We start from the raw sequence: 22,271 nt of genomic DNA, 5'->3' as shown, positions 1-22,271 counted from the left end.
GGAACTATTCACAATGCTTAATTTAGGTTTAAGTGTTTTGCCGCTAGCGCGGATTCAGTTCGCTGAAACCACGATTTTCCATTTCTTCTTCGTCCCAATGTCAATTGGATTGGCATTGATCGTTGCAATCATGGAAACCTTCTATGCGGTGACCAAAAAACCAGTCTATAAGACGATGACAAGATTCTGGAGTAAGATTTTCTTACTTAGTTTCGCGGTCGGAGTTGTAACTGGTTTGATTCAAGAATTCCAGTTCGGGATGAACTGGTCTGATTACTCAAGATTTATGGGTGACATCTTCGGAGCGCCGTTAGCCATTGAAGCTCTGTTGGCCTTCTTCTTGGAATCAACGTTTATCGGAGTTTGGATGTTCACCTGGGACAAATTAAAACCTGCTTGGCACGCCCTAATGATTTGGTTGGTCTTCTTTGGTTCAGCCATTTCAGCACTTTGGATTCTATCAGCCAACAGTTTCATGCAACATCCCGTTGGTTACCGGATTGACCCTAAGACCGGGCACGCTTTAATGACTAGTTTTAGCGCCATCCTGACCAACCAACAACTCTGGTACGAATTTCCCCACGTGATCTTCGGAGCCTGTGTTACCGGTGGTTTCATCGTCGCTGGTGCATCGGCTTGGATGATCTTTAGAAAGAAGTGGCCCGACTTCTTCAGAAAATCAATGCGAATTGGTTTAGTCGTTGGTTTGATTGCTGTCTGCGGTAGCTTCCTTAGTGGAGACCAACAGATGCTTTACTTAAGCCATCAACAACCAATGAAATTCGCCGCCGCTGAAGGTGAATTTGAAAACGTTAAAAGTCCAGCTGCTTGGACGGCCGTTGAATTCGCTCATACTAACGAACACCGTGCTAGTTTCAAGATTGAGATCCCATACATGATGGACATCTTGACCTACCACAAGCTAAGTGGATCGGTTACTGGTATGAATGAAACTAATGCAAAATTACACAAGAAGTGGAATAGTCAGTTTGGCAAAGATATGAACTACTACCCACCAGTAAACACTTTGTTCTACTCATTTAGAATCATGGTATTTGGTGCAATGACACTAGCTTTCTTAGCCATTTGTGGTCTTTGGTTCTCAAGGAAAAAGAAGAATACGATTGGGAAGCAGTGGTGGTTGACGCTACTGCTGACGGTTGGAACATTTGGACCGTTCATTATTAACACCTGTGGTTGGCTGGTTACCGAAAGAGGTCGTGACCCATGGGTTGTCTACGGATTACTGCCAATTGCCAAGGCGGTTTCGCCAAGTACGACGGCGGCTTCCGTGCTCTTTACCATTATTATTTACTTCTTCTTATTTGCCACTTTGGGTGTCTTCATGTTTATTTACGCACGAAAATCACTTTACAAGGGGCCTGAAGGTGTCGGCGATCACGAGAGCTACGATACCGAAGATCCATTTTCAAAGGAGGCTTTTGAGAAATGAGTTTATTACAACTTTTATGGTATTTCTTAATCGGATTACTGTTCGCACTGTTCTTAATTCTCGATGGAGCTGATTTTGGGGCCGGAATGTCAACAAGACTTCTGGCTAGTAATTACGACGAAGCAGCTTTGGTACTTCGAACGATTGGACCCCACTGGAGTGGAAACGAAGTCTTCTTGGTTGCCGCTGGTGGTTCAATGTTTGCGGCGATGCCAATGTGGTACGCCTCGTTGTTCTCCGGATTCTATCTCCTGCTATTCTTTATCCTGGTGGCCTTGATTTTTCGGGGAGTCTCGTTTGAATTCTCAGAAAACGCGGAAACCAAAAAGGGCCGAAACCGATGGATGTGGGCCAACTTCTTCGGAAGTGTCTTCATCCCCTTCCTGTTCGGAATGCTCTTTACCGACATGATTCAAAGTTTGCCAATGGATGGTCAGGGTAACATCTACGTCACCTTCTTCGACGTTGTTAACCCACTTTCAATTCTTGGTGGAATCACGGTAACTGCTTTATGTCTCTACCAAGGCCTTCACTACATTTCCTTGCACACGGCGGGCTTAATTCGATACCACGCCTCAGCAATGGCATCCAACCTGTACTGGTTGGCTTACCCAGTGGAGATCCTAGTTGTGATTGCCTTATATTTCCAAACTAACTTTTTCGAGACACATTTGGTCTCAACTGTAGTAGTATTAGCATTAATCGTTGCTACAACTATTTGGGGTCAAATTGCTAGTGGCTCTGGTCATGAAGTACAAGCTTATCTTGCAAGTACCAGTACCCTCGCCTTACTAGTAATCCTGATCTTTATTGGTTTATTCCCTAACGTATTGGGTGCCAATGATCCAGTTCACACGATTTCAATCGCAAACGCTTCTTCATCACCATATACGTTAGTTGTAATGACCATCGTGGCATGTATCCTCCTACCGCTCATCGCGATCTACTTTACCTGGAGTTACGTCTCACAATGGCATCGCATTTCGCTTAAAGATATGGAAGATGCCAATTCTGGATATTAAAAATTAAGGATTGATAAAACATGTTTGATAAACAACTTCTATCAATTCCTGGGGTCAAAAAATTAATTGCCAAGCTAAGTATTCTAGCAGTCGTTCAATCGGTCGCTATCATTCTAGAAGCCCTTTTTCTCTCACAGGCAATGGTGCTTACTTGGGAACAAAAAAAGATAGCAGCGTTAACCATACCTGTGCTATCTTTTTTTGTTACTTTCGCATTAAGATACCTGATCACAAGAATTGAAAATCAAATTACCGATAAATTTGCCAGTCAGGCTAGTAGTCAGTTAAAAGAACAACTCCTACAAAAAGAATTCGAACTAGGACCAGCCATGGTCTCAAACATCGGATCAGGTCACATGGTAACCCTAGCACTTGAAGGGATTGATAAGGTCGAAAACTACCTTAACCTCATCTTGCAGAAGACCATTAACCTGGCGATCATTCCATGGATCATCCTTTTGTACTGTTTCTTCGTTAACTGGCTCTCAGCGGTCGTGATGCTACTGGTCTTTCCGGTAATCATCTTGTTCATGATTATTCTAGGACTCGCCGCTCAGGCTAAATCTGACCGACAGTATTCTGGCTTTAAAGAGATGTCCAATAATTTCATCGACAGCATGCGGGGACTTAAGACCCTCAAACTCTTTGGCCTCAGTAAATCCTACGGAGATAACATCTATCGGGTTAGTGAAAATTACCGAAAGAGCACGATGAGCGTGTTAAGGGTCGCTTTACTATCGACGTTTGCCCTCGACTTCTTTACGACCATGTCAATTGCCATCGTGGCCGTCTTATTAGGTGTGAAATTAATTAATGGAACGGTGACCTTGCTTCCAGCCCTAATCATCCTAATTCTCTGCCCGGACTACTTCCTACCGGTCAGAGATTACGGAAATGACTACCATGCCACTTTGGACGGCAAAAATGCCCTGATTGACATTAACAAGATTCTGGATTTACCAAGTCCAACCAGCAAAATTAAACTAACCAACTTTCACAACTGGACTAAGGACAGTACCTTAAAGGTCAGTGACTTAAACTTCAGTTACGACCAAAAGGAGGACAATATCGCTGATGCCAATTTCAATCTGAACGGATTCGTTAACATCGGAATCGTGGGTCGGTCTGGTTCAGGGAAGTCCACGCTTTTAAACCTCCTTGGAGGCTGGCTGTCTCCAACCAACGAAAACGGTCATCTACCATTCAACGTTGACGGTCAAGCAATTGACAGTCTCGCTCAATCGGAATGGCAGAAGCACATCAGTTACATCCCCCAAGATCCATACATCTTTGCCGGAAGCATTGCCCAAAACGTCGCCTTTTATAAACCCGATGCTAAGGCTTACGCCATTAACTCGGCCATCGAAAAAGCGGGACTATCCAAGTTTGTTGCCAGTCTCCCAGATAAGGCGAACACCAAGATTGGTGAAGGTGGGAGAGGCATTAGTGGTGGTCAGGCCCAACGGATTGCCCTGGCCCGAACCTTGCTTGATACCGATCGAACCATTCTCCTGTTAGATGAACCAACCGCCCATCTGGACATTGAAACCGAATATCAACTAAAACAAACCATGGTTCCGATCTTCAAAAACCACCTCGTCATCTTTGCGACCCACAGACTTCATTGGATGAACGAAATGGACTACATTCTAGTCATGGAAGACGGCAAAATCGTTGAACAAGGAACTCAAACTGAATTATCCAACCAAAACGGAGCCTACAAGCAATTGATTAGTGAGATTCGAGGTGGAAACAATGCGTAAACTACTTAAAAACGATACGTGGATTAAACCATACCTGACCAAGTACAAGGTCCTGTTATTCTGGGTCTTCTTTCTCGGCGTCTTGACCTTTGGGTGTGGGATTGGATTGATGTTCGTTGCCGGCTACTTAATTAGTCGTTCGGCCACTCATCCCTACAACATCCTGATCGTTTACGTCCCGGTCATCTTAACGCGGGCCTTCGGAATTGGCCGACCGGTCTTTAAGTACTTAGAGCGACTAAACAGTCATAACTGGGTCTTAAAGGTAACGTCCGCCCTTCGAAAACGGCTCTACACTACCCTGGAATCATCCGCCCTTTTTTTGAGTGAGAAATTTCAGACCGGTGATTTACTAGGCGTCCTAGCCGACGACATTGACCACCTTGAAAACCTGTACCTGAGAACCATATTTCCAACCCTTGTGGCCTACATCACGGGTATCATCATCATTGTGGCCTTAGGCATCATTAGTTGGCCCTACGCCATCTTCATGTTCGTTGCGTTTACCATCATTTTGTTCTTTGTCCCACTTGCCTCTGAGGCCATGCGGGGGGCTTCTAAGGAATACCAGAAGTCGCTTCTCCACCAGTCTTATGAAAATCTGACGGATTCAACCCTTGGAATCGCGGACTGGATGATTTCTGGACGAGAAAAGGGCTTTCTTAATCATGTCAGAAAAAACGACCCGAAGATTGCCAAGTCTAACGATCAGACCCACTTATTTGAGTGGAATCGTGAATTTCTCATTAAAGTGGTCTTCGCAATCGTCATCATCGGGACCCTGCTTTGGTCTAACCTGTACTTCAAGGGGTCACAGGAACTCGTTAACTACGCGGCCGCCTTCGTCATGGGAATCTTTCCGTTGATGGACGCCTTCGTCCCGGTCTCTCAAGCCTTAGAAGAGTGGCCAATGTACAGTGATTCGGTGGTCCACTTGAATCAACTTTCAGACGAAGAGAGGAAACCGTACGTCTCAGACGAAAAGCTGCCCGCCCCATCTGACTTTAATTCCATTAAACTCGATCACGTGACTTTTCACTACCAAGATGATCCAAGTGACATCATCAAAGACGTCTCGTTTAAGATTGATAAACACCACAAGTTAGCAATCATCGGACCCAGCGGAGTTGGAAAGACGACCCTCTTGCAGCTTTTAACCGGAGCACTTACGCCAACGACTGGACACGTCTTAATCAACAACATCGACGCCTACAAGTTTGAGTCTGACAGCTATAAATGGTTCAGTGTGCTGGATCAGAGTCCGTTTCTATTTGACACGTCGGTCTTAAACAACGTCCGAATCGGAAACGAAACCGCTACTGACGAAGACGTCAAAAGGGCCATCAAGGCCGTAGGATTGTCTGATTACATTGAATCACTACCAGACGGCTATGAAACGAACGTCAAGGAAAACGGAATCAGATTCTCTGGCGGACAACGGCAACGAATTGCGCTCGCCCGCATCCTCTTGCAGGACAATCCAATTGTCCTACTAGATGAACCCACGGTGGGACTGGACCCGATTACCGAAAATAACCTGATTAACACCATCAGTCGAGTTTTAAAAGACAAAACCATGATTTGGGTTACCCATCACCTTCAGGGCTTAGACGAAATGAATGAGGTCATCTTCCTTGAAAACGGCGTCATCAAGATGGAAGGAAACCCGCAAGCATTGTATAAAAATAACGCCCGTTATCGTAGATTGTACGCAATGGACGTTGGGAAATAATTATTCGGTTATTTAGAATACTGAAACAATTCCGAAATGATGGTTTTAAGGACAGCGGTACTCTCAGATTGTGGTAATTGCGCAATTAGGTCAAAAGCGTCGTCTAAATACTGAGTATAAATCTGACGCGCCGCTTGCATTCCGCCACTGTCACTCACAATTTTAGCAATTTCTTTTAGATCAGCTTTTTTAAGCTGGTCTTTTTTTAGGATTTTTTTTAACTTTGGACCGTCAGCGGTCTTGAAAGTCTCAATGACGGGCAAGGTATACACGCCCTCACTGGCATCGTGCAGGGTGGGCTTTTCGGTTTCAACGTCTGGCTCAAAGTCCAGGAGGTCGTCTCGAATCTGAAACGCCATCCCAAAGTTCAAACCAATCTGCTCAGCAATCTGGACGGTGTTATTGTCAGCCATTGAAAGGATGGCACCCTCCCCCATTGCCACTTTGAAGAGTTCCGCCGTCTTTCCCTGAATTGAATCAAAGTAGTCCTGTTCACTTCGGTCTAAATCATACTTACTTTCGTCTTGAGCCAACTCGCCAAACAAGACGTCCTTCATGCTTTCAACGTTGTAACGCAAATTATCAAAACTTGGGGCATAGTCCAAAAGCATTTCAAAGTATTTCGTGAACAGGTAATCACCCAGGTAGATCGCTTCGCGCTGGCCAAATTGAGCGTTTAACGTATCTTCCCCCCGTCTTAGGTCCGATTGGTCAATGACGTCATCGTGGACCAAAGAAGCCAAATGAATGACCTCAATTGAAGCGGCGGCCTGGAGGAGTTTCTCTCGCTCAACTGCTTCCGTGCCAAAGTTACCCGCGATTAACAGGAGCGCCGCCCTTAGCATCTTGCCGTTTCCGTTAATTAGTTCTTCGATTCCCCGTTTAAACTCGGCCTCAGGAACCTGAATCTCTTTACTTATGAGTGATTGAACTTGAACCAGTTCAGATTCAATTTCAGGAAATTTATTCCAAATGGTTGTTTTCATGTCTTTTCCTTTTTTATGGTAACCTTACGATATTTTCATGGTACTATAATAACAGCATTATCCTTAATAATAATAACATTAACAATGACTTTCGGAGGCAAAACAATGAAGTGGAAATACTTTTATCAACTAACCGAGATGTACACCACCCCAGTCGACGTCTTAATCCTACTGTTCTGTGCCAGCTTTTCGTACTACTTTTACGGTTCCTTTAACTGGCTGTATGCCACCTGGGCCTTCTTCATCGTGTTCTTGATGCATCTGTTTTTAAACCTACATAACAACCTGGAAGACTACGAACACGCAACCGACGTGACCGACTACAAACACGCCACCAGTATCATTGGTAAGTACCACCTAAGTACCCGGATGATCTGGAAATGGGTCGTAATAATGGGGATAATTGTCGCCGTCCTTGGACTCACGCTCGCATACTTGACTGGATGGCCCACGTTAATCATTGGCATCATCGGCTTTGGCCTCGGATTAGCCTACTCGGCGGGTCCAAGACCAGTGGACTCCACCCCATTTTGTGAACTCGCAACCGGAATGCTAATCATGTTTTTTGACCCGCTGGTTTACGTCTATCTAGGAAGCATTAATCGCTTTCGCTTCTCCTGGGACAGTATCGTTGACGTCTTCTTGGTCACCATGTTCCTGTTTGTGCTTGCCTACATCACCCAACTCGCTAACAATACCTGTGACCTAAGAGAAGACATCGGAAATCACCGTTACACCCTGGTGTATTACATCGGACCATCAGACGCAATTAAATTATTTACAATTGTTTTCTGGTTGACAATCTTAATCATACCAATTTTATCCTTCTTTGGATACGTCCCAATCATTTCAAATTTAATTATTTTGGCTTATCCGCTGGCCTGGAAGAAAGTTAAAGTTTTTCAAACCAACCAGAACAAGCAAGAAGTCTATCATCAAATCGTTGGTGGGGTGACAATGTTAATGGGGTTGTATATCATTACTTACATGATCGGAACCATCATCAAAATCTTTCTTTAATTCATTTACACTGGAGGTAAATCATGACCTGGAAGTATTTTTATCAACTAACTGAGATTTACACAACACCGCTGGACGTGACCTGGCTCATCCTTGCGGCTAGTTTTTCTTATTATTACTACGGCTCGTTTAACTGGCTGTACGCCATCTGTGCCTTCGTGATTGTCATCGCCCTGCATCTCTTTTTAAACATGCAGAATAACCTCGAAGACTACGAACACGCCACCGACAAGACGGACTACAAGCACAGTACGAGCACCATCGGGAGTAATCATCTGAGTCTCACGATGATTCGCCACTGGTTATACGGTTTTGCGGCTTTTATTATCATCGCCGGTTTGATCCTGAGTTACTTTACCGGATGGCCTACCTTAGTGATCGGTGTAATTGGTTTTCTATTGGGACTGGCGTACTCGGCAGGACCAAAGCCCTTAGACGCCACCCCATTCTGTGAGTTAGCGGTCGCCACGTTAATTCCGTTCTTTGTTCCGCTGATTTACATGTACATGGGAAGCATCCACCGATGGAACTTCACCCTTATGAGTGTGCTGGACGCCTTTTTGGTGACACTATTACCGTTTATCCTCTTCTTTATCATCCAACTCGCAAACGACACGTGTGACCTCGAACAAGACATTGGAAATAACCGTCATACACTAGTCGACTACATCGGGAAAAAGAACGCCATTAAGGTGTTTGACTTGGTCTACTGGCTCTCAATCATCGTAATTCCGATTCTTTCTTTGGCAGTCGGCATCGTTCCTTACTTTGCCCTACTGACCATTCTAATTTATCCCTACGTTTGGACCAAAGTCAAAGTGTTCAAATTCAATCAAAACAAGGGGGAAATTTATAACGTCATCGTTAAAAACGTTTCACTGATCGTCATGTTGTACATTTTGACGTACATGATTGGTACCATTATCATCTACCTATTTAAATAAACCAAAAGCACTTCTTTAAATAAACTAAAAGCACTTCTTTAAATAAACTAAAAGCACTTCTTTAAATAAACTAAAAGCACTTCAGAATTTTCTGAAGTGCTTTTTTAGATCTAAAACTAATGATGATTACTAACGTACCACGCTAGTTGATTCAGTAATTTATTTTGGTACTCATCATACAGACTTCTCAAGGGATGCAGATGATCCACCTTGACAATCCACGGCTTATCGAAGTTTGTGTAGTGCACAATGACGGGATGATCCAACGCCTCAATTTGAGAACGTTGCCCGTCCGTCGTCTCACTTTTGCGGTACTTGCCTTTAATAAGGTTACTTTGCACGTTGTACTTGGAGGGTAATGCCTGCCAATCACCGTTAAAAATGGCATTTAAGGCGTCCTGATCCTGAAACCGTAACATTTCTGGATGGTCATTCGCAAGTCGCCGTGCTTTTTGTGAAATACCGGCGCTACGCCATTTCTTGGTATCAATTAGTAACAGGCCGGCGTTAAAGTAATGGCCAGTTTTCTCACTGATTCCCATCTCACGTAAGCGGTCCAAATAACCAGCATTTTCAACGGCGCCAATTACTTTCCCATTTAGATCAGCGTGATAAAGTTCATCAATGTTTCCCACACAAATCATATCAGCGTCAAGATAGAGAATCCTGGGACGGTCAATTTCTTCTGGAATATCAATGCGATAGTAAGTATTGCGTTTGATGATGCTGTTTGGGGCGTCCGTGTTGGCCTTCTGGTAGCGATCCTCGTGGGGCTTTAAAAATTTCACCGTTCGACAATTTCTAAAAAGTTTCGGGAGGGTAGCAATTAAGTTCTGATTTTTGGGATTTAGATGATCGTTGACGACAAAAAACTCAAAGTCAGCGTCAGGATTGTTTAAAAGGATGGAAGTGTAATTAATCGCCAGCGGCAGTGCCATGTTGTTGTCAGTGGTGGACGCAATCGTCAGTGGATGAGCCACTTCAATTGGTTTTTTCACTAGGCCCAGTCTCCGTTACGAAAGACGGGAACGACCGTCCCATCAGCTTTAACACCGTCGATGTTCATGTCGTCAGAACCCATCATGAAATCAACGTGTTCTTGACTGCTATTTAAGCCAGCCTGGTCTTGTTCTTCCGGACTCATCTCGGTCCCTCCAACAACACTGAATGGATAAGCAGCGCCCAGGGCCATGTGATCACTGGCATTTTCGTCGTACAGGGTGTTGTAGAAGATAATGCCCGATTGTGAAATTGGACTGGGATCCGGCACCAGTGAAACTTCTCCGAGCGAACGAACTCCCGGATCTGTGGCAAGGAGGTGGTCAAGTGTCTTTTGCCCCTTCTTGGCGGTAGCCTTTACGACCTGTCCGTCCTTAAAAGTGAACTCCATGTCTTCAATCAAAGTGCCAGAATAGCTTAACGGCTTCGTCGAAGTGACGTGACCGTTAATGCGGCGTTTGTCAGGAGCGGTGAAGACCTCTTCGGTCGGCATGTTGGGCATGAACTTAATGCCATCAACACTGGTACTGCCAGCCCCTACCCAGACGTGGTGCTTGGGCAATCCGACCTCCATGTCAGTTCGTGGGGAATGGTACTGCAGTGTGTCAAACTGTTCCTCATTTAACCAAGCTGCCTTTTCTTGGAGTTGGTCCTTGTGGTCCTTCCAAGCCTGAATGGGGTCGTCGTTATCAACTCGAGCGGTTTTGAAAATCTCGCGCCACAACTTATCAACGGATTCGTCATCCGGCAAGTCAGGAAAAACCTGTTTCGCCCAGGCTGTGTCAGCGGCACCCACGACCGTCCAGGTTAAGTCGTTATTCTGCGTAGCAACCCGGACCGCGTTCGTGGCCTTCCCCATGGCCGCCGTGTTTTTGGCCACTCGTTTGGGATCGATTTTGGCAAAAGCAGCCGGGTCCTCCGACAAAACTGAGATCCGAGCGGCATGCTTATCAACGATGTAGTTGGCCTCATCAATCATGTATTGGGGAATGTTTTCCAACCGGTCGTCACTGGCATGTTCTAAAAATTGTTGCGACACAAAGGTGTCGTCCCACTTAACCATCACATCGGCGGCCCCAGCTTTATAGGCTTCTTTCACAATCATGTGGGCCAAGTCCTGGTGATGATCAGAGATATACAGAACGACCGTCTGGCCCGGTTGGACGTTTACTCCGACCTTGACAATCAATTCCGCATACTTTTTTAAATTACGATCTAATTCTTCCTTCTTCATGTAATCATCCCTTCTTCTCTCGTTGCATCCATTCTATTGATTTTTATTTTCAATTACAATTAATAAGTGTAACGCTTTGCAATCAAAATTTAACTTACGGAATGTAAGTCCGAAACCACGGCTTTTCAACTTATCTGACTTCACAATTTCTCAGAAAGGGACTGGAGCAAGCGCGTGATACCGTGCTAAAATGGATGATATTACTTAACGAAACGGGAGGGATCGACGTGTCAAAAGCTGCCAAACGAGCAATTTTCATCCTGATTATTGCGAATTTTATCATTTGTTTAGGGATGAGTCTGGTAATTCCAGTCGAACCCTTCATTAAAAACGAATATCATCTAACCACCGCTCAGATGGGAACCATGACTTCACTATACGCCTTAGCTCAGTTCATCGGATCGCCGTTTGTGGGCCGGATTTCAGACAAGATTGGACGAGCACCAATTCTGGCTGGAGGTCTAATCCTTTATTCCGTCTCGGAAATGATGTTTGCGGCATCTAACACGCTGCTGTTATTCGATATTTCCCGACTAATTGGTGGAATTTCAGCCGCCATGGTGGTGCCAACGTCCATGGCAATGGCCGCTGACCTGTCGTCTTCAGAACAACGGGCCAAGGTCATTGGCCTGCTCTCAGCCGCTTTTAGTGGTGGTTTAATCATCGGTCCCGGGATTGGTGGTGCACTCGCCAAGTTTGGGTACAAGACGCCGTTCTGGTTTGCGGGCGTCCTTGGCATCATCGCCGTCATCTTCTTTGTCATAGGACTTCCCAAGCACATCAAACAGACCAATCAAAAAAATCCCGTCATGGAGGAAGTCCACATCACCGAAAAGGGCCTGAAGTCCATCTTAAACGGGACCATGATTGCCCTTTTTGCCATGATTTTAATCTCATCATTTGGCCTGCAGGGCTTTGAAAGTATCTACACGATCTACGTGAACCAGGTCTTTCACTTTACCCTTGATAACATTGCTGTCGTCCTAATCATCAACGGGATGATTTCTCTCGTCCTTCAGGTCGTCTTCTTCGATCGCTTAGTCCGAATGCGCGGTGAACTCGGTCTCATCCGCGACTGTTTCGTTCTTAGTTCCATCTGTATCGTCTGGATTCTGTTTGCTCACAGCAAAATCGAAGTCATCATTGCCACCCTAGTGGTCTTTTGTGCCTTTGACGTGCTCAGACCTGCCATTACAACACTTCTAACTCGTTTTGGCAAGAATAACCAGGGATTAATCAACGGCTTAAACATGTCACTAACCAGTGTTGGTAACATCATCGGACCCATCTTTTCCGGGGTTCTAATGGACATTAACCCGCACTATCCCTACACGATTGTCGCCATTATTTTACTGTTTTCGGCGTTCATAACATTTGTAGTTCGTTACGAAATGCGTCACACTAAGGGCGTCAAAAGTGATGAATAGAAACGGAGGAATTGCATATGGCAAAAAAAGTACTAATCTTAGGTGCCGCGGGACAAATTCCTAGCATCGTAATTCAAAAATTATTAAAGGACACCGACGTTGACATGACCCTACTAGCGCGTAACGCTAAAAGTCGGTTAACTGTCAGTGACCCCAAACGAGAAACTGTCGTTGACGGCGACATCAATGATAATGAAACCCTGACAAGCGTCATGAAGGGCCAAGACATCGTCTTTTCGGATGTTCCCCACGCTGAGGCAATGAGTTCCGTTATCAAGTCCATGGACCAGGCAGACGTTAAACGTTTAATCGTCGCTGGTCTCCTGGACGTTGACGATACGGTCGTTGGACCATTTAAGAAGTGGAACAACGAGATGATTGGCAGTACCTACGCCGATCCCAAGAAAGCCTATAAGGAACTGCTTGATTCCGACATTGACTACACCTACTTGAAGATGACCTGGCTTTATAACGACAAGAACAACGAAAAATACGAAGTTATTCCCGCTGGTAAACCGTTTAAGGGTGCGCAAGTCACCCGGGAAGCCATTGCCAAGTTAATCATCAGCATCATCGAAGACCCAAGTAAATACCAACGTGAAGACATTGGCGTGGTTGAGCCTGGTACGGAGAATCTGTCAAAACCTTCATTTTATTAAAAGTTAAACAATATAAATACCTTTAGATGGATTTTATCAATCCGATCTAAAGGTATTTTTCGTTATTTATAAAAAATATTAATCAAAAACTTTTTCTCTGAAAAATTATGTACCCTAACACTAAAAATGTGAGTGACCATCCCAATGTTCCAATCATTAATTGACCATTGCTCAAAAGAGTTGTTAAATGATAAGTTCCGTAGTTATAGTATTGATTAGTCAAGTTCAGCATATTAAAGGGATTCCATTTTAATATATTAGAAAATGAATTACTTTTATCTACTAAATTGCCTGAGACGAATTGACCAATCAAAACGATGAGAATATTAGTTGTAATAACTACCGCATTTGAATTAATAATGCACGATGCAATAAATACCAAACTAATTATCAATAAAGATGCAACCAAATCCACTAAATTAAAAATAATCATATTTATAATTAACGGACTGTGATATTGATATAAATCTAACCAATTTATTGACAAAGAAGTAAACGGAACTAACTGGAAAATAAAAAAGCAAATTATTGAAAATAAATGTAATATTATCGCATAACTACATGCAATCAGTACTTTAGCAAAATAAACGTCAGCTTTTTGCGGAGCTTTATAAAGGATCGTTAAAATCGCATTATTCTGATACTCCATCGTAAAAAGTGTCGAACAGACAATGATTAACACTAGTGGAATAATCTGATTTGAATCGTCATTTGTCATAGCTAACAAATTATTTTGTTGATTACCAGAAGCCATCTTAACAATGACCGTATAAACGGGAATTAAAAATGGTGCAATATAAACAATTTTTCGGTGAATACTTTTATAAAATTCCTGATGTAAACAACGTAGCATAACTAGATCCCCTCCATTTTAAATCCGTTGATGCTTAAAAATAAAATACCCAACAACAAAAAATCCTAGTCCATAAATAAGCGTGCCTATTATTAACTGAACATTACTTAAATTTGAAAATAGGAAGTACTTTTTATTAGATAATTGATTAATTACATAAATCATATTCAACGGATTCCATTTTATAAAATTGACTGAAGTCGGGATGCTTTTCATGATGGCGGTTGAGATATTCGATCCTAAAAACACGATTAATAGTCCCATTGCAATTACAAACGATTCATTTTGGGTTAAACAAATAAGAAGAAAAGTAAGTGCAATCACAAAAATCATATACAATAGATAACCAATGATATTCAATAAGAGGGAAATTAAAACAGTATGTTGATCATTAACAAGCGAAAACCAGGAAAATTCTTGATTAGCTAAAAAGAATGTAAATATCAACGTCACAAAGGAACCAAGTCCTAATAAAGTTATTCCATAAAACATCACAATCATAAACTTAGATAAATAAATCTTGAATTTATTAGATGTTTTATAAAACAGAGTACTAATAGTATGATTACGGTATTCAATGGCAATAAAATCAGACGCAATCGCAATTAAAATCACGATGGACCATTGGCCCATACCGAAGCCTTGTGTAACCACTAAATTGTCATTATTTCCCGTTATGGCACTGTAAAGCATTAAAACAAACAAAATCGCAATTCCATATAAGGGTAATCTTTGGTGAACAAATTTATAAAATTCATGTCGTAAACTGGCAATCATTCTATTGAACCCCCTCTTTCTCCAGAATTTGGACTACAATCTTTTCCAAATTACCATTATCAGGAGTCAACTCTTCAAGATAAATACTATTATCAGCCAGAATTTCTTGAATTTTATCCAAATTGCTTCGATTAATTACATAAAAATCACTTTCATCAATAAAATCAACTTTGAATTTCTTTAAGATATCTTTTGTCTTATTCATATTTCGTGTAATTAATCGGTATTTTTGATCATTAGTTTCAAAAATTTCTTGTAATGACTTACTTAAAATTATTTTGCCATTTTTTAAAATTAAAATATCCGTCATGACTTTCTGTAATTCTGATAATATATGACTAGAAATTAAAAAGGCAGTCCCATTTTGGGCATATTCCCTAATGATCTTTCTAACACTAATGGTAGCTTCAATATCTAAACCGTTCATTGGCTCATCCAAAATAACTAAATCAGGCTTATTTAATAAAGCAATTGCAATCCCCAATTTTTGTTTCATTCCAATAGAATAATTTTTAGATTTTTGGTCAATGTATGAATTCATCTGTAATAACGAAACAATATGATGCATATCTGTTGAATCTTTACTATATAGTTTAAGGTTCTCCATCCCTGTTAAAAATGGATAAATAGCTGGATTTTCAACCAACGCTCCCACTTTTTTCAGTGCAATATGGTTAGTAGTGGTGACACTTTGACCATTTAAGGAAACTGACCCCTTAAACTTTAGAAGACCTAAAATTGTTTTCATAATCGTACTTTTACCGGCTCCATTAGGACCGATTAAACCTACAATTTCACCAGATTTAACTTCAAATGAAACATTTTTCAAAACATGATTTTTCCCAAAAGAAATACTAATATCTTTTACTGAAAGCATACCAATTCCTCTCTATAAACTTAACTATGGAACATTTCTGCTACGGTAAACACAAATCCAGATACTAAAATCAAAATTAAAACAATCCACCAATATCTAGCTAAGAATTCCCACACATTATTAATCGGATGATATCTTTCGTTAACGTTTTGAGGAGAATTGTATCCATTTTGATTAGATGAATTTTTATCTGGTTTATTACCAAATAACAACACCTCTACTGGAATTTGAAAAATTTTGGCAATTTTCTCAATTGTATTTAAATTTGGAGTAGTTTCACCAAGTTCCCATTTCGAAACTGTTTGACGGGTCACATATAAATCATTTGCCAACTCTTCTTGAGAAATTCCCTTTTCTTTTCGTAATTTTTGTAATTGCTGAGCAAAAATAATTTTCATTTATGTACTCCTTTAAGTTTTATTAATTTAAATATAACGTAGACAGAAAAATAATAAAGCACTCCTTTATAAGGAATAGCACTTCTAAGGTGGAATTATGTTAATTAATGTTTGCATAGTTAGGTGCATAACTGTTCCCAAATCACACACTATCAACGTGCAGTTAGCTGTTTTTTATTTTCACCATTCCTCACAAACTACGTTATAATTGACCATGTAATAGCTTTAAATAAAGGGAGCGTTTTATATGTTTAATGAAAAAGAAAGGGGTTTTGATGGATGGGCCCTAATTGCGGGAATTATCTTTGTTGCCGCTGGACTCTTTGTCTTCATCAAGCCATTTGCCACACTGCAGGCACTAGCCGTTATTTTAGGAATCGTGGCACTCTGCATTGGCCTGTACCACTTGGTGCTTCATCATCAACTGCAAAAGAACTTTGATGTTTCGGGATACTTGATTATCATCAATGGAATTATCGATATCATCATTGGTCTGATCCTGTTATTCAGCCGATCATTTGGCTTCTACCTCATCGCCATCGCCTTTGCGATCTGGTTCATCGTTGACTCTGGTCTAAGCATCTACTCGGTAACCAAAGCACAACAGAAGTCAGCCAAACGTTACTACTGGTTAATCGTAACGGCCGGCATCATCGGAATCATCATTGGAATTATCCTATTGTTTACCCCATACCTTTCAAACGCCGTTGTTATTATCTTCATCGGGATCTACTTCATCGTTGAAGGAATTAAGTTATTGGTAATGGCATTTTAAATTAGGGATTAATTAAAAAGGATTCACATGAAAAATAATGATAAAAAAATCCAACATTTTTGGAATAATCTGTTGAGTAAAAATACGGCTCAAAAAACTAAAACTAATGATATGGGTCAAATTATTATCGATCCCGATTCAGATGACCAATCACTAATTGATTGGTATCTCAAAGGTTAAGCAAACCAAAAATGGCTTCACGTACCCAAATACGTGAAGCCATTTTCTCTTGTCAATTTTATTTAAATTAATGAGTTGCCCAGAAGCAGCATGATAAACACAAGCACGAGGTCCAAGTAAACGAAGCTACTTACGACCTGCCACTTGCCCATCGTGTAACTCGACCAAATCGAATTAATGATAATAAACACCAGTTCAATGTAAATCACCAGGGCAATCAAACTACCGCCGACCATCGTGAAACCACCAATGACGGAATGCGGACCAAGGTGAAGGTGAAACGGTCCAAATTTCAGCCAAAAAACCACGACCGCTGACTGAATGACCAACAGGACGCTCAACACCACGTTAATCCAGAACATGATGCTGTTTTTAATGAGTAAGGGTTCTAACTGCCGATGAATCAAGAAGTAGCCGATTGCCGTCAAAATCACCATCACTAACAGGGTAATTCCAATAATCTCGAGATTAGCACTCAAAAGTTGCTTATGACTCTCGGTCACGATATTAATCTTGCGTCCCGTCCACGTGATGATGTCGCATCCCAAGAGGAACACCATCCAGTAGATCAACATCATCCAAAACTTAGGATACAGACTAATCGGGTGATAAATCATGAAGGCATAAACGGCGGTAAAGAACAGCACAGCTAACACAAAGTACGGTCGATTCATTACGGAAGCGGCTGCTCCACAAATCAAGGTCGAAGCCGCGAGCCACGACCACTGATAACCCTTCCCCTTTGACTCAAAGAAAGCCATTGGAACCGCCATAAAAATGAAGATTAGACCAATCTCAGCCGACAGGTGAAAAGCTTCATAATAAAGTAAGTCTAAAATGACGAAAGCATACGCTACGAATTCCAGCGATAACGTTTTGAATTGACGCGTCTTGACAAGTTTTTTTAACATGAAATTCCCCTTTATTAGTTCTTCTGGTATCTATTTTACACCCAATTAAACTCAATTTTCTAAATGTTTGTACTATCGTGAGCGTTTGGGTATGATGAAATTGAGCCCAGGAGGTTAATAAAATGGAAGACATTGATATTGATGAACTCAATCCCACCACGATGGTGGAATACTTTGAAAATGAACGGAAAAATAAATTCGACGTTGGTTACATTTTAAAACATAACGACAAGTATGCGCTGATGAGGACCATTGACCTCGAAGGTCGTCTTGATAACTACGAATTAATCGATCTGACGAAAGAAGTTCCGGTTTTTAACACGGGAACTCCGTACTTAAAACAGATGATCGAGTATCGGACCCTTGCGACCGAATATGGGCTTAAGGATACACCACAAATTAAAACAATTGAAGACCTTCCTTTTAAGAATCCACTTCAGGAGGTCCTTGATTATCTGTCACGGAGTGAAGTGAATTTTGAAGTCGTCACAATTAACAAGAAGAACCAGAAAAAAGACCGCATCGGCTACATGAAAAATCGAGAACCGTCCAATTTCTCACTGATTTCACGAGCCGTTGACGATCCGTTTGACCCCATTTTAAATGAGGAACACAAGATCAAACTCAAAAAGATCGAGATTGTGTGTTTCAATTCATGGGAGCTCATCTTTTTGACTGATCTAATCAAAAATGATTAGGAGGAGATTTATGTCCAAGTCAACTAAGATTATTATTGCCATCGCTGTTGTACTTGTAATCGTACTACTCGTCTGCATGGCGTTAGTACTGTTAATTCCCGGTCCAATTGGTGAAATTTCAAACGCAGTTTAAGGTTCAAATTAAAAAGGTGATCACGCGATTCGATCGTGTGGTCACCCTTTTCGTTAATAACAGTATTTAAAATCATTCTAGAACCAAACTAATCCTGCCGCTCCTTAAGCTTCCCCCGAAAATCAGACAACTGATGGTAGCCCTTGTGAAGCATGATATCTGTCAGTTCAGAATCCAAACGTGAAAAGATTTCATGGCCTTCCTTTAAAAGGGCCGTTCCGACCTCAACCACATCAGCACCACACAGGATTAACTCAAAGGCATCCTTTCCAGTACGAACGCCACCAGTTCCGATAATCTTGATTTCTGACTTCAAACGCTTTCTGAAAGCTCGTACATTAGCTAACGCCACGGGCTTGACGTATGAACCACCGATTCCGCCAAAACCACCCTTGGGGGAAATGACTGCTGATTCGGTGTCAGCGTCCACAATTAAGCCGTTACCAACACTGTTAATGGTGTTGATGTAGGTCAAGGGATACTGGTTCAAAATCTTACTTATGGCGTCGTATTGTTGTAGGTCAAAATACGGTGGTAACTTGAGGCCCAGTGGCTTGGTGTAAAAACTAAAAATGGCTTCCATGGCCGCGTGAACGGCCGCAAAATCGTAACCAATCTGAGGCTTGCCAATCACATTTGGACACGACAAGTTAAGCTCACAGAGACCAGTAAAGCTACTGTCTTGAATTTTTCTTAGAGCCGTGATGTTGTCACCAAGGGAGGTTCCCGAGATTGATAAATCGATTGGCTTATCAATCTGATTCTGTTCAATGTAATCAAGATAGTATGCCAGTCCCTTGTTTGGCAGTCCCATGGAATTGATACTGCCAAATTCTGTTTCAGCGTAGCGCGGCTTGAGATTTCCTTTACGTGGCTCTAACGTGGCACTCTTGGTCGTCACGCCACCAGCTTCGGATTTCAGGATTTGATTCATCTCTTCGGCGGTTTCGTCAAAGACTCCAGCGGCATTTAAAAAGGGATGGGCAAACGTTTCGTTACCGATCTGTGTTGCAATTGAAATGTGATCCATTGTAAATAACTCCTTTGGTATATAAAAAGTCACAACTACTTGTGGGCATTCAGAGAAGTTCCCATTTGTCATAGTTGCGACCGCGATTAGTTTAATTAGGATGAATAATCTTTTGGATTCTCTGAACCAATTAAAGATTGATTGTCATTATCATAACGACCCCCACCCTCAATTGTCAACTTAGAAAACCTGCCTAAAAAATAATTGACTTTCTACGTCAATTTAGTTAGAGTATTTATCAAATAAATCGAGACTACTTTAATTCAATCCAGAGAGATTGAAAAGTTAACTGGTTATGTCAAAAAATGGGCGTGCTACGTTAATTTGTAGTAGGCCCTTTATTTATGCAATTCAACCAAGTGAAAATCTAGGAGGATCAAATGGCATATTCATACAAGCATGACTTAGTGACGGTCTCTGACATGGACGAGAAACAAGTTTTACATAAGATTAAATTGGCGCAACTCTTCAAAGAGGGCAAGTCGGTGCACCTAAACCGCCCCACCTACGCAATGAACCTCTTCTTTGAGAACAGTACCAGAACGCACACCAGCTTTGAGATGGCGGAACGCAGACTCGGAATCCAGGTCCTTCAGTTTAACGCCAACACTAGTTCAGTCACCAAGGGTGAGACCCTCTCCGACACCATCAAAACGCTTCAGGCGATTGGCGTTGACATCGCGGTGATTCGGCATCCCGAAAACGAGTACTACCGACAACTACTGGACGACAACCTGAAAATCAGCGTCGTTAACGGTGGTGACGGAAGCGGTCAACACCCGTCGCAATCACTGCTTGATATGATGACCATCTACCAGGAATTTGGCACCTTCAAGGATTTAAACGTCGGCATCATTGGCGATTTAAACCACTCCAGAGTGGCCCGTTCCAACATGGAACTTTTAACTAAACTCGGAGCGCACGTGTCGTTTGCGGGTCCCGACCAGTGGTACGACCCGCAATTTGAGGAGTACGGTAAGCATTTAACCGTTGACGAACTGGCCCACAAATCCGACATCGTGATGTTACTCAGGGTGCAAAAGGAACGCCTCGGAAAAGAACTGGCGAACTTTGACGCCACCAGTTACCACGAACAATTTGGCTTAACTAAGGAGCGCTACCAAACGATGAAGGATAACGCCATCATCATGCACCCCGCTCCCGTCAACCGGGGAATTGAGATTGATTCCGACCTCGTCGAAGCCGACAAGTCCCGAATCTTTAAACAGATGACGAATGGGATGTACATGCGCATGGCCATTTTGACCGACGTCCTCGTTAATAAGGGCATTGTGAATAAAGCAGATATTGAGGGAATTGACGAACGATGAAAATTTTAATTCAAAACGGGCAACTTTTTCAAAATCAAGCGCTCAAACGGTGTGATTTACTGTTAGATGATGGTGTTATTAAACAAATTAAACCTCAAATTGAGCCAACGCAAACCGACAGGGTCATTGACGCCATGAATAAGGTGGTACTGCCCGGTTTGGTGGACGTGCACGTTCACTTCAGAGACCCCGGTCAAACGGAAAAGGAAACCGTAAAAACCGGTAGTGAAGCGTCCGCTCACGGTGGTTACACGACCGTTTGTGCCATGCCAAACGTCATGCCCGTCCCCAATACTCCTGATAAACTAAAATCAATGATTGAACATAACCTGCAACAGGGCGTTGTCAACGTGAAACAGTTCGCCCCCGTCACTTACAACGAACGTGGTGACCAACTCGTAAACTTTGCCGAGATGAAACAGGCTGGAGCCGTGGCCTTCAGTAACGATGGGATTGGGATTCAGAGCGCCCAGACCATGTACAAGGCCATGAAAAAGATCGCTCAAACTGGATTGCCTCTGGCTGCCCACGTCGAAGACCGCTCGTTAATGAACGGCGGCGTCATTAATGAAGGATTAGCAGCTCAAAAACTTGGCCTAAAGGGCGTTCCTGAAGTGACGGAAACCAGCCAACTAGCTCGCGACCTCGAACTAGCACGCGCTAGTGGCATTCATTACCACGTCTGTCACGTCTCAACAGCGCGCAGTGTGGAACTGATTCGACGAGCTAAAGCGGATGACGTCAACGTCACCGCCGAGGTCTCTCCCCATCACCTGCTATTAGACGATTCCATGATTACCAGTGACGACCCCATGTACAAGATGAATCCGCCACTGAGAACCAAAAAAGACCGGCAAGCGTTACTAGATGGACTATTGGATGGCACCATTGACATGATTGCGACCGACCACGCTCCCCACACTGTCTCTGACAAAGGGCATTCCTTTAACGATTCAGCTTTCGGGATTACCGGCATCGAAACGGCCTTTCCACTGCTGTACACCAGACTGGTTGAAACTGGGCGAGTCACTCTCAGTCAATTGATGGAATGGATGAGTAGCAAGCCAAC

23 protein-coding genes are annotated in these 22,271 nt (G+C 42.5%); 14 read left to right on the top strand and 9 right to left on the bottom strand.

What is annotated here, in order from left to right; genetic code table 11:
• Positions 1-13: 13 nt before the first annotated feature.
• The 4 genes from AC6UD0_RS05150 to cydC are packed head-to-tail and all read left to right on the top strand — an operon-like array spanning position 14 to position 5,970.
• Positions 14-1,453 carry a cytochrome ubiquinol oxidase subunit I gene (locus AC6UD0_RS05150; protein ID WP_500693275.1) on the top strand — a complete coding sequence of 480 codons (1,440 nt, stop codon included), beginning with the start codon at positions 14-16 and terminating at the stop codon, positions 1,451-1,453.
• On the top strand, positions 1,450-2,475 hold the full coding sequence (cydB, locus tag AC6UD0_RS05145) for a cytochrome d ubiquinol oxidase subunit II (protein ID WP_500693274.1): 1,026 nt from the start codon (positions 1,450-1,452) through the stop codon (positions 2,473-2,475). Before AC6UD0_RS05150 ends, cydB begins: the two co-directional genes overlap by 4 nt.
• 20 nt (positions 2,476-2,495) lie before the next feature.
• Positions 2,496-4,238 carry a thiol reductant ABC exporter subunit CydD gene (gene cydD / locus AC6UD0_RS05140; protein WP_500708332.1) on the top strand — a complete coding sequence of 581 codons (1,743 nt, stop codon included), beginning with the start codon at positions 2,496-2,498 and terminating at the stop codon, positions 4,236-4,238.
• Positions 4,231-5,970 (top strand): thiol reductant ABC exporter subunit CydC, encoded by a 1,740-nt coding sequence (gene cydC / locus AC6UD0_RS05135; protein ID WP_500695480.1) that lies wholly within the window; start codon positions 4,231-4,233, stop codon positions 5,968-5,970. Before cydD ends, cydC begins: the two co-directional genes overlap by 8 nt.
• An 8-nt stretch (positions 5,971-5,978) precedes the next feature.
• Here the strand turns inward: cydC and AC6UD0_RS05130 are convergent, their stop codons facing one another.
• Positions 5,979-6,956, bottom strand: coding sequence for a polyprenyl synthetase family protein (locus tag AC6UD0_RS05130; RefSeq protein ID WP_500693271.1), 978 nt, complete (start codon positions 6,954-6,956; stop codon positions 5,979-5,981).
• Positions 6,957-7,061: 105 nt separating this feature from the next.
• Here AC6UD0_RS05130 and AC6UD0_RS05125 point away from each other — a divergent pair, with 105 nt between their 5' ends.
• On the top strand, positions 7,062-7,976 hold the full coding sequence (locus AC6UD0_RS05125) for a prenyltransferase (protein ID WP_500707663.1): 915 nt from the start codon (positions 7,062-7,064) through the stop codon (positions 7,974-7,976).
• Positions 7,977-7,999: 23 nt separating this feature from the next.
• A complete protein-coding gene (locus tag AC6UD0_RS05120) occupies positions 8,000-8,920 on the top strand; it encodes a prenyltransferase (RefSeq protein ID WP_500693269.1) in 921 nt (306 codons plus the stop codon).
• Between the two features lie 116 nt (positions 8,921-9,036).
• On the opposite strand, the gene AC6UD0_RS05115 is transcribed toward AC6UD0_RS05120, so the two are convergent.
• Together AC6UD0_RS05115 and AC6UD0_RS05110 are read right to left on the bottom strand one after the other, a co-directional pair.
• On the bottom strand, positions 9,037-9,918 hold the full coding sequence (locus AC6UD0_RS05115) for a glycosyltransferase family 8 protein (RefSeq protein WP_500693268.1): 882 nt from the start codon (positions 9,916-9,918) through the stop codon (positions 9,037-9,039).
• A complete protein-coding gene (locus AC6UD0_RS05110; RefSeq protein ID WP_500708329.1) occupies positions 9,918-11,153 on the bottom strand; it encodes an aminopeptidase in 1,236 nt (411 codons plus the stop codon). Before AC6UD0_RS05110 ends, AC6UD0_RS05115 begins: the two co-directional genes overlap by 1 nt.
• A 227-nt stretch (positions 11,154-11,380) precedes the next feature.
• Between AC6UD0_RS05110 and AC6UD0_RS05105 the strand changes: the two genes are divergently transcribed.
• Together AC6UD0_RS05105 and AC6UD0_RS05100 are read left to right on the top strand one after the other, a co-directional pair.
• Complete coding sequence (locus AC6UD0_RS05105; RefSeq protein ID WP_500693266.1) at positions 11,381-12,580, top strand: MFS transporter; 1,200 nt, start codon at positions 11,381-11,383, stop codon at positions 12,578-12,580.
• Positions 12,581-12,597: 17 nt separating this feature from the next.
• Complete coding sequence (locus AC6UD0_RS05100) at positions 12,598-13,239, top strand: NAD(P)H-binding protein (RefSeq protein WP_500693265.1); 642 nt, start codon at positions 12,598-12,600, stop codon at positions 13,237-13,239.
• A gap of 82 nt (positions 13,240-13,321) precedes the next feature.
• Here AC6UD0_RS05100 and AC6UD0_RS05095 read toward each other — a convergent pair whose 3' ends face one another.
• The 4 genes from AC6UD0_RS05095 to AC6UD0_RS05080 are packed head-to-tail and all read right to left on the bottom strand — an operon-like array spanning position 13,322 to position 16,144.
• Positions 13,322-14,092 (bottom strand): ABC transporter permease, encoded by a 771-nt coding sequence (locus AC6UD0_RS05095; protein WP_500693264.1) that lies wholly within the window; start codon positions 14,090-14,092, stop codon positions 13,322-13,324.
• An 18-nt stretch (positions 14,093-14,110) separates the two neighbouring features.
• Positions 14,111-14,869 (bottom strand): ABC transporter permease, encoded by a 759-nt coding sequence (locus AC6UD0_RS05090; protein WP_500693263.1) that lies wholly within the window; start codon positions 14,867-14,869, stop codon positions 14,111-14,113.
• 1 nt (position 14,870) lies between these two features.
• Complete coding sequence (locus AC6UD0_RS05085) at positions 14,871-15,746, bottom strand: ABC transporter ATP-binding protein (protein ID WP_500693262.1); 876 nt, start codon at positions 15,744-15,746, stop codon at positions 14,871-14,873.
• Positions 15,747-15,766: 20 nt separating this feature from the next.
• Entirely contained in the window at positions 15,767-16,144 is a 378-nt protein-coding gene (locus tag AC6UD0_RS05080) for a helix-turn-helix transcriptional regulator (protein WP_500693261.1), read from the bottom strand.
• Between the two features lie 247 nt (positions 16,145-16,391).
• On the opposite strand from AC6UD0_RS05080, the gene AC6UD0_RS05075 reads away from it, so the two are divergent.
• Positions 16,392-16,919 carry a DUF308 domain-containing protein gene (locus AC6UD0_RS05075; RefSeq protein WP_500693260.1) on the top strand — a complete coding sequence of 176 codons (528 nt, stop codon included), beginning with the start codon at positions 16,392-16,394 and terminating at the stop codon, positions 16,917-16,919.
• Between the two features lie 27 nt (positions 16,920-16,946).
• On the top strand, positions 16,947-17,099 hold the full coding sequence (locus AC6UD0_RS05070) for a hypothetical protein (RefSeq protein WP_500693259.1): 153 nt from the start codon (positions 16,947-16,949) through the stop codon (positions 17,097-17,099).
• Positions 17,100-17,161: 62 nt separating this feature from the next.
• Here AC6UD0_RS05070 and AC6UD0_RS05065 read toward each other — a convergent pair whose 3' ends face one another.
• Entirely contained in the window at positions 17,162-18,010 is an 849-nt protein-coding gene (locus AC6UD0_RS05065) for a hypothetical protein (RefSeq protein WP_500708328.1), read from the bottom strand.
• Between the two features lie 122 nt (positions 18,011-18,132).
• Here AC6UD0_RS05065 and AC6UD0_RS05060 point away from each other — a divergent pair, with 122 nt between their 5' ends.
• Positions 18,133-18,708 (top strand): hypothetical protein, encoded by a 576-nt coding sequence (locus tag AC6UD0_RS05060; RefSeq protein WP_500693257.1) that lies wholly within the window; start codon positions 18,133-18,135, stop codon positions 18,706-18,708.
• A gap of 10 nt (positions 18,709-18,718) precedes the next feature.
• Positions 18,719-18,841, top strand: coding sequence for a hypothetical protein (locus AC6UD0_RS05055; RefSeq protein WP_500693256.1), 123 nt, complete (start codon positions 18,719-18,721; stop codon positions 18,839-18,841).
• An 88-nt stretch (positions 18,842-18,929) separates the two neighbouring features.
• Here AC6UD0_RS05055 and AC6UD0_RS05050 read toward each other — a convergent pair whose 3' ends face one another.
• Positions 18,930-19,871, bottom strand: a complete 942-nt coding sequence (locus AC6UD0_RS05050; RefSeq protein ID WP_500708327.1) for a dihydroorotate oxidase — start codon at positions 19,869-19,871, stop codon at positions 18,930-18,932.
• 380 nt (positions 19,872-20,251) lie between these two features.
• Between AC6UD0_RS05050 and AC6UD0_RS05045 the strand changes: the two genes are divergently transcribed.
• Together AC6UD0_RS05045 and AC6UD0_RS05040 are read left to right on the top strand one after the other, a co-directional pair.
• Positions 20,252-21,202: an aspartate carbamoyltransferase catalytic subunit gene (locus AC6UD0_RS05045; protein WP_500693254.1), complete on the top strand. Its 951-nt coding sequence runs from the start codon at positions 20,252-20,254 to the stop codon at positions 21,200-21,202.
• Positions 21,199-22,271, top strand: a 1,073-nt coding sequence (locus tag AC6UD0_RS05040; protein ID WP_500708325.1) for a dihydroorotase, incomplete at its 3' end; no start/stop codon positions are given. The genes AC6UD0_RS05045 and AC6UD0_RS05040, both read left to right, overlap by 4 nt.

The organism is Fructilactobacillus sp. X7R9C1 (genome assembly GCF_059901005.1).
Note: the sequence above shows the minus strand (reverse complement) of the source record. Positions and strands in the feature narration are given on the sequence as shown.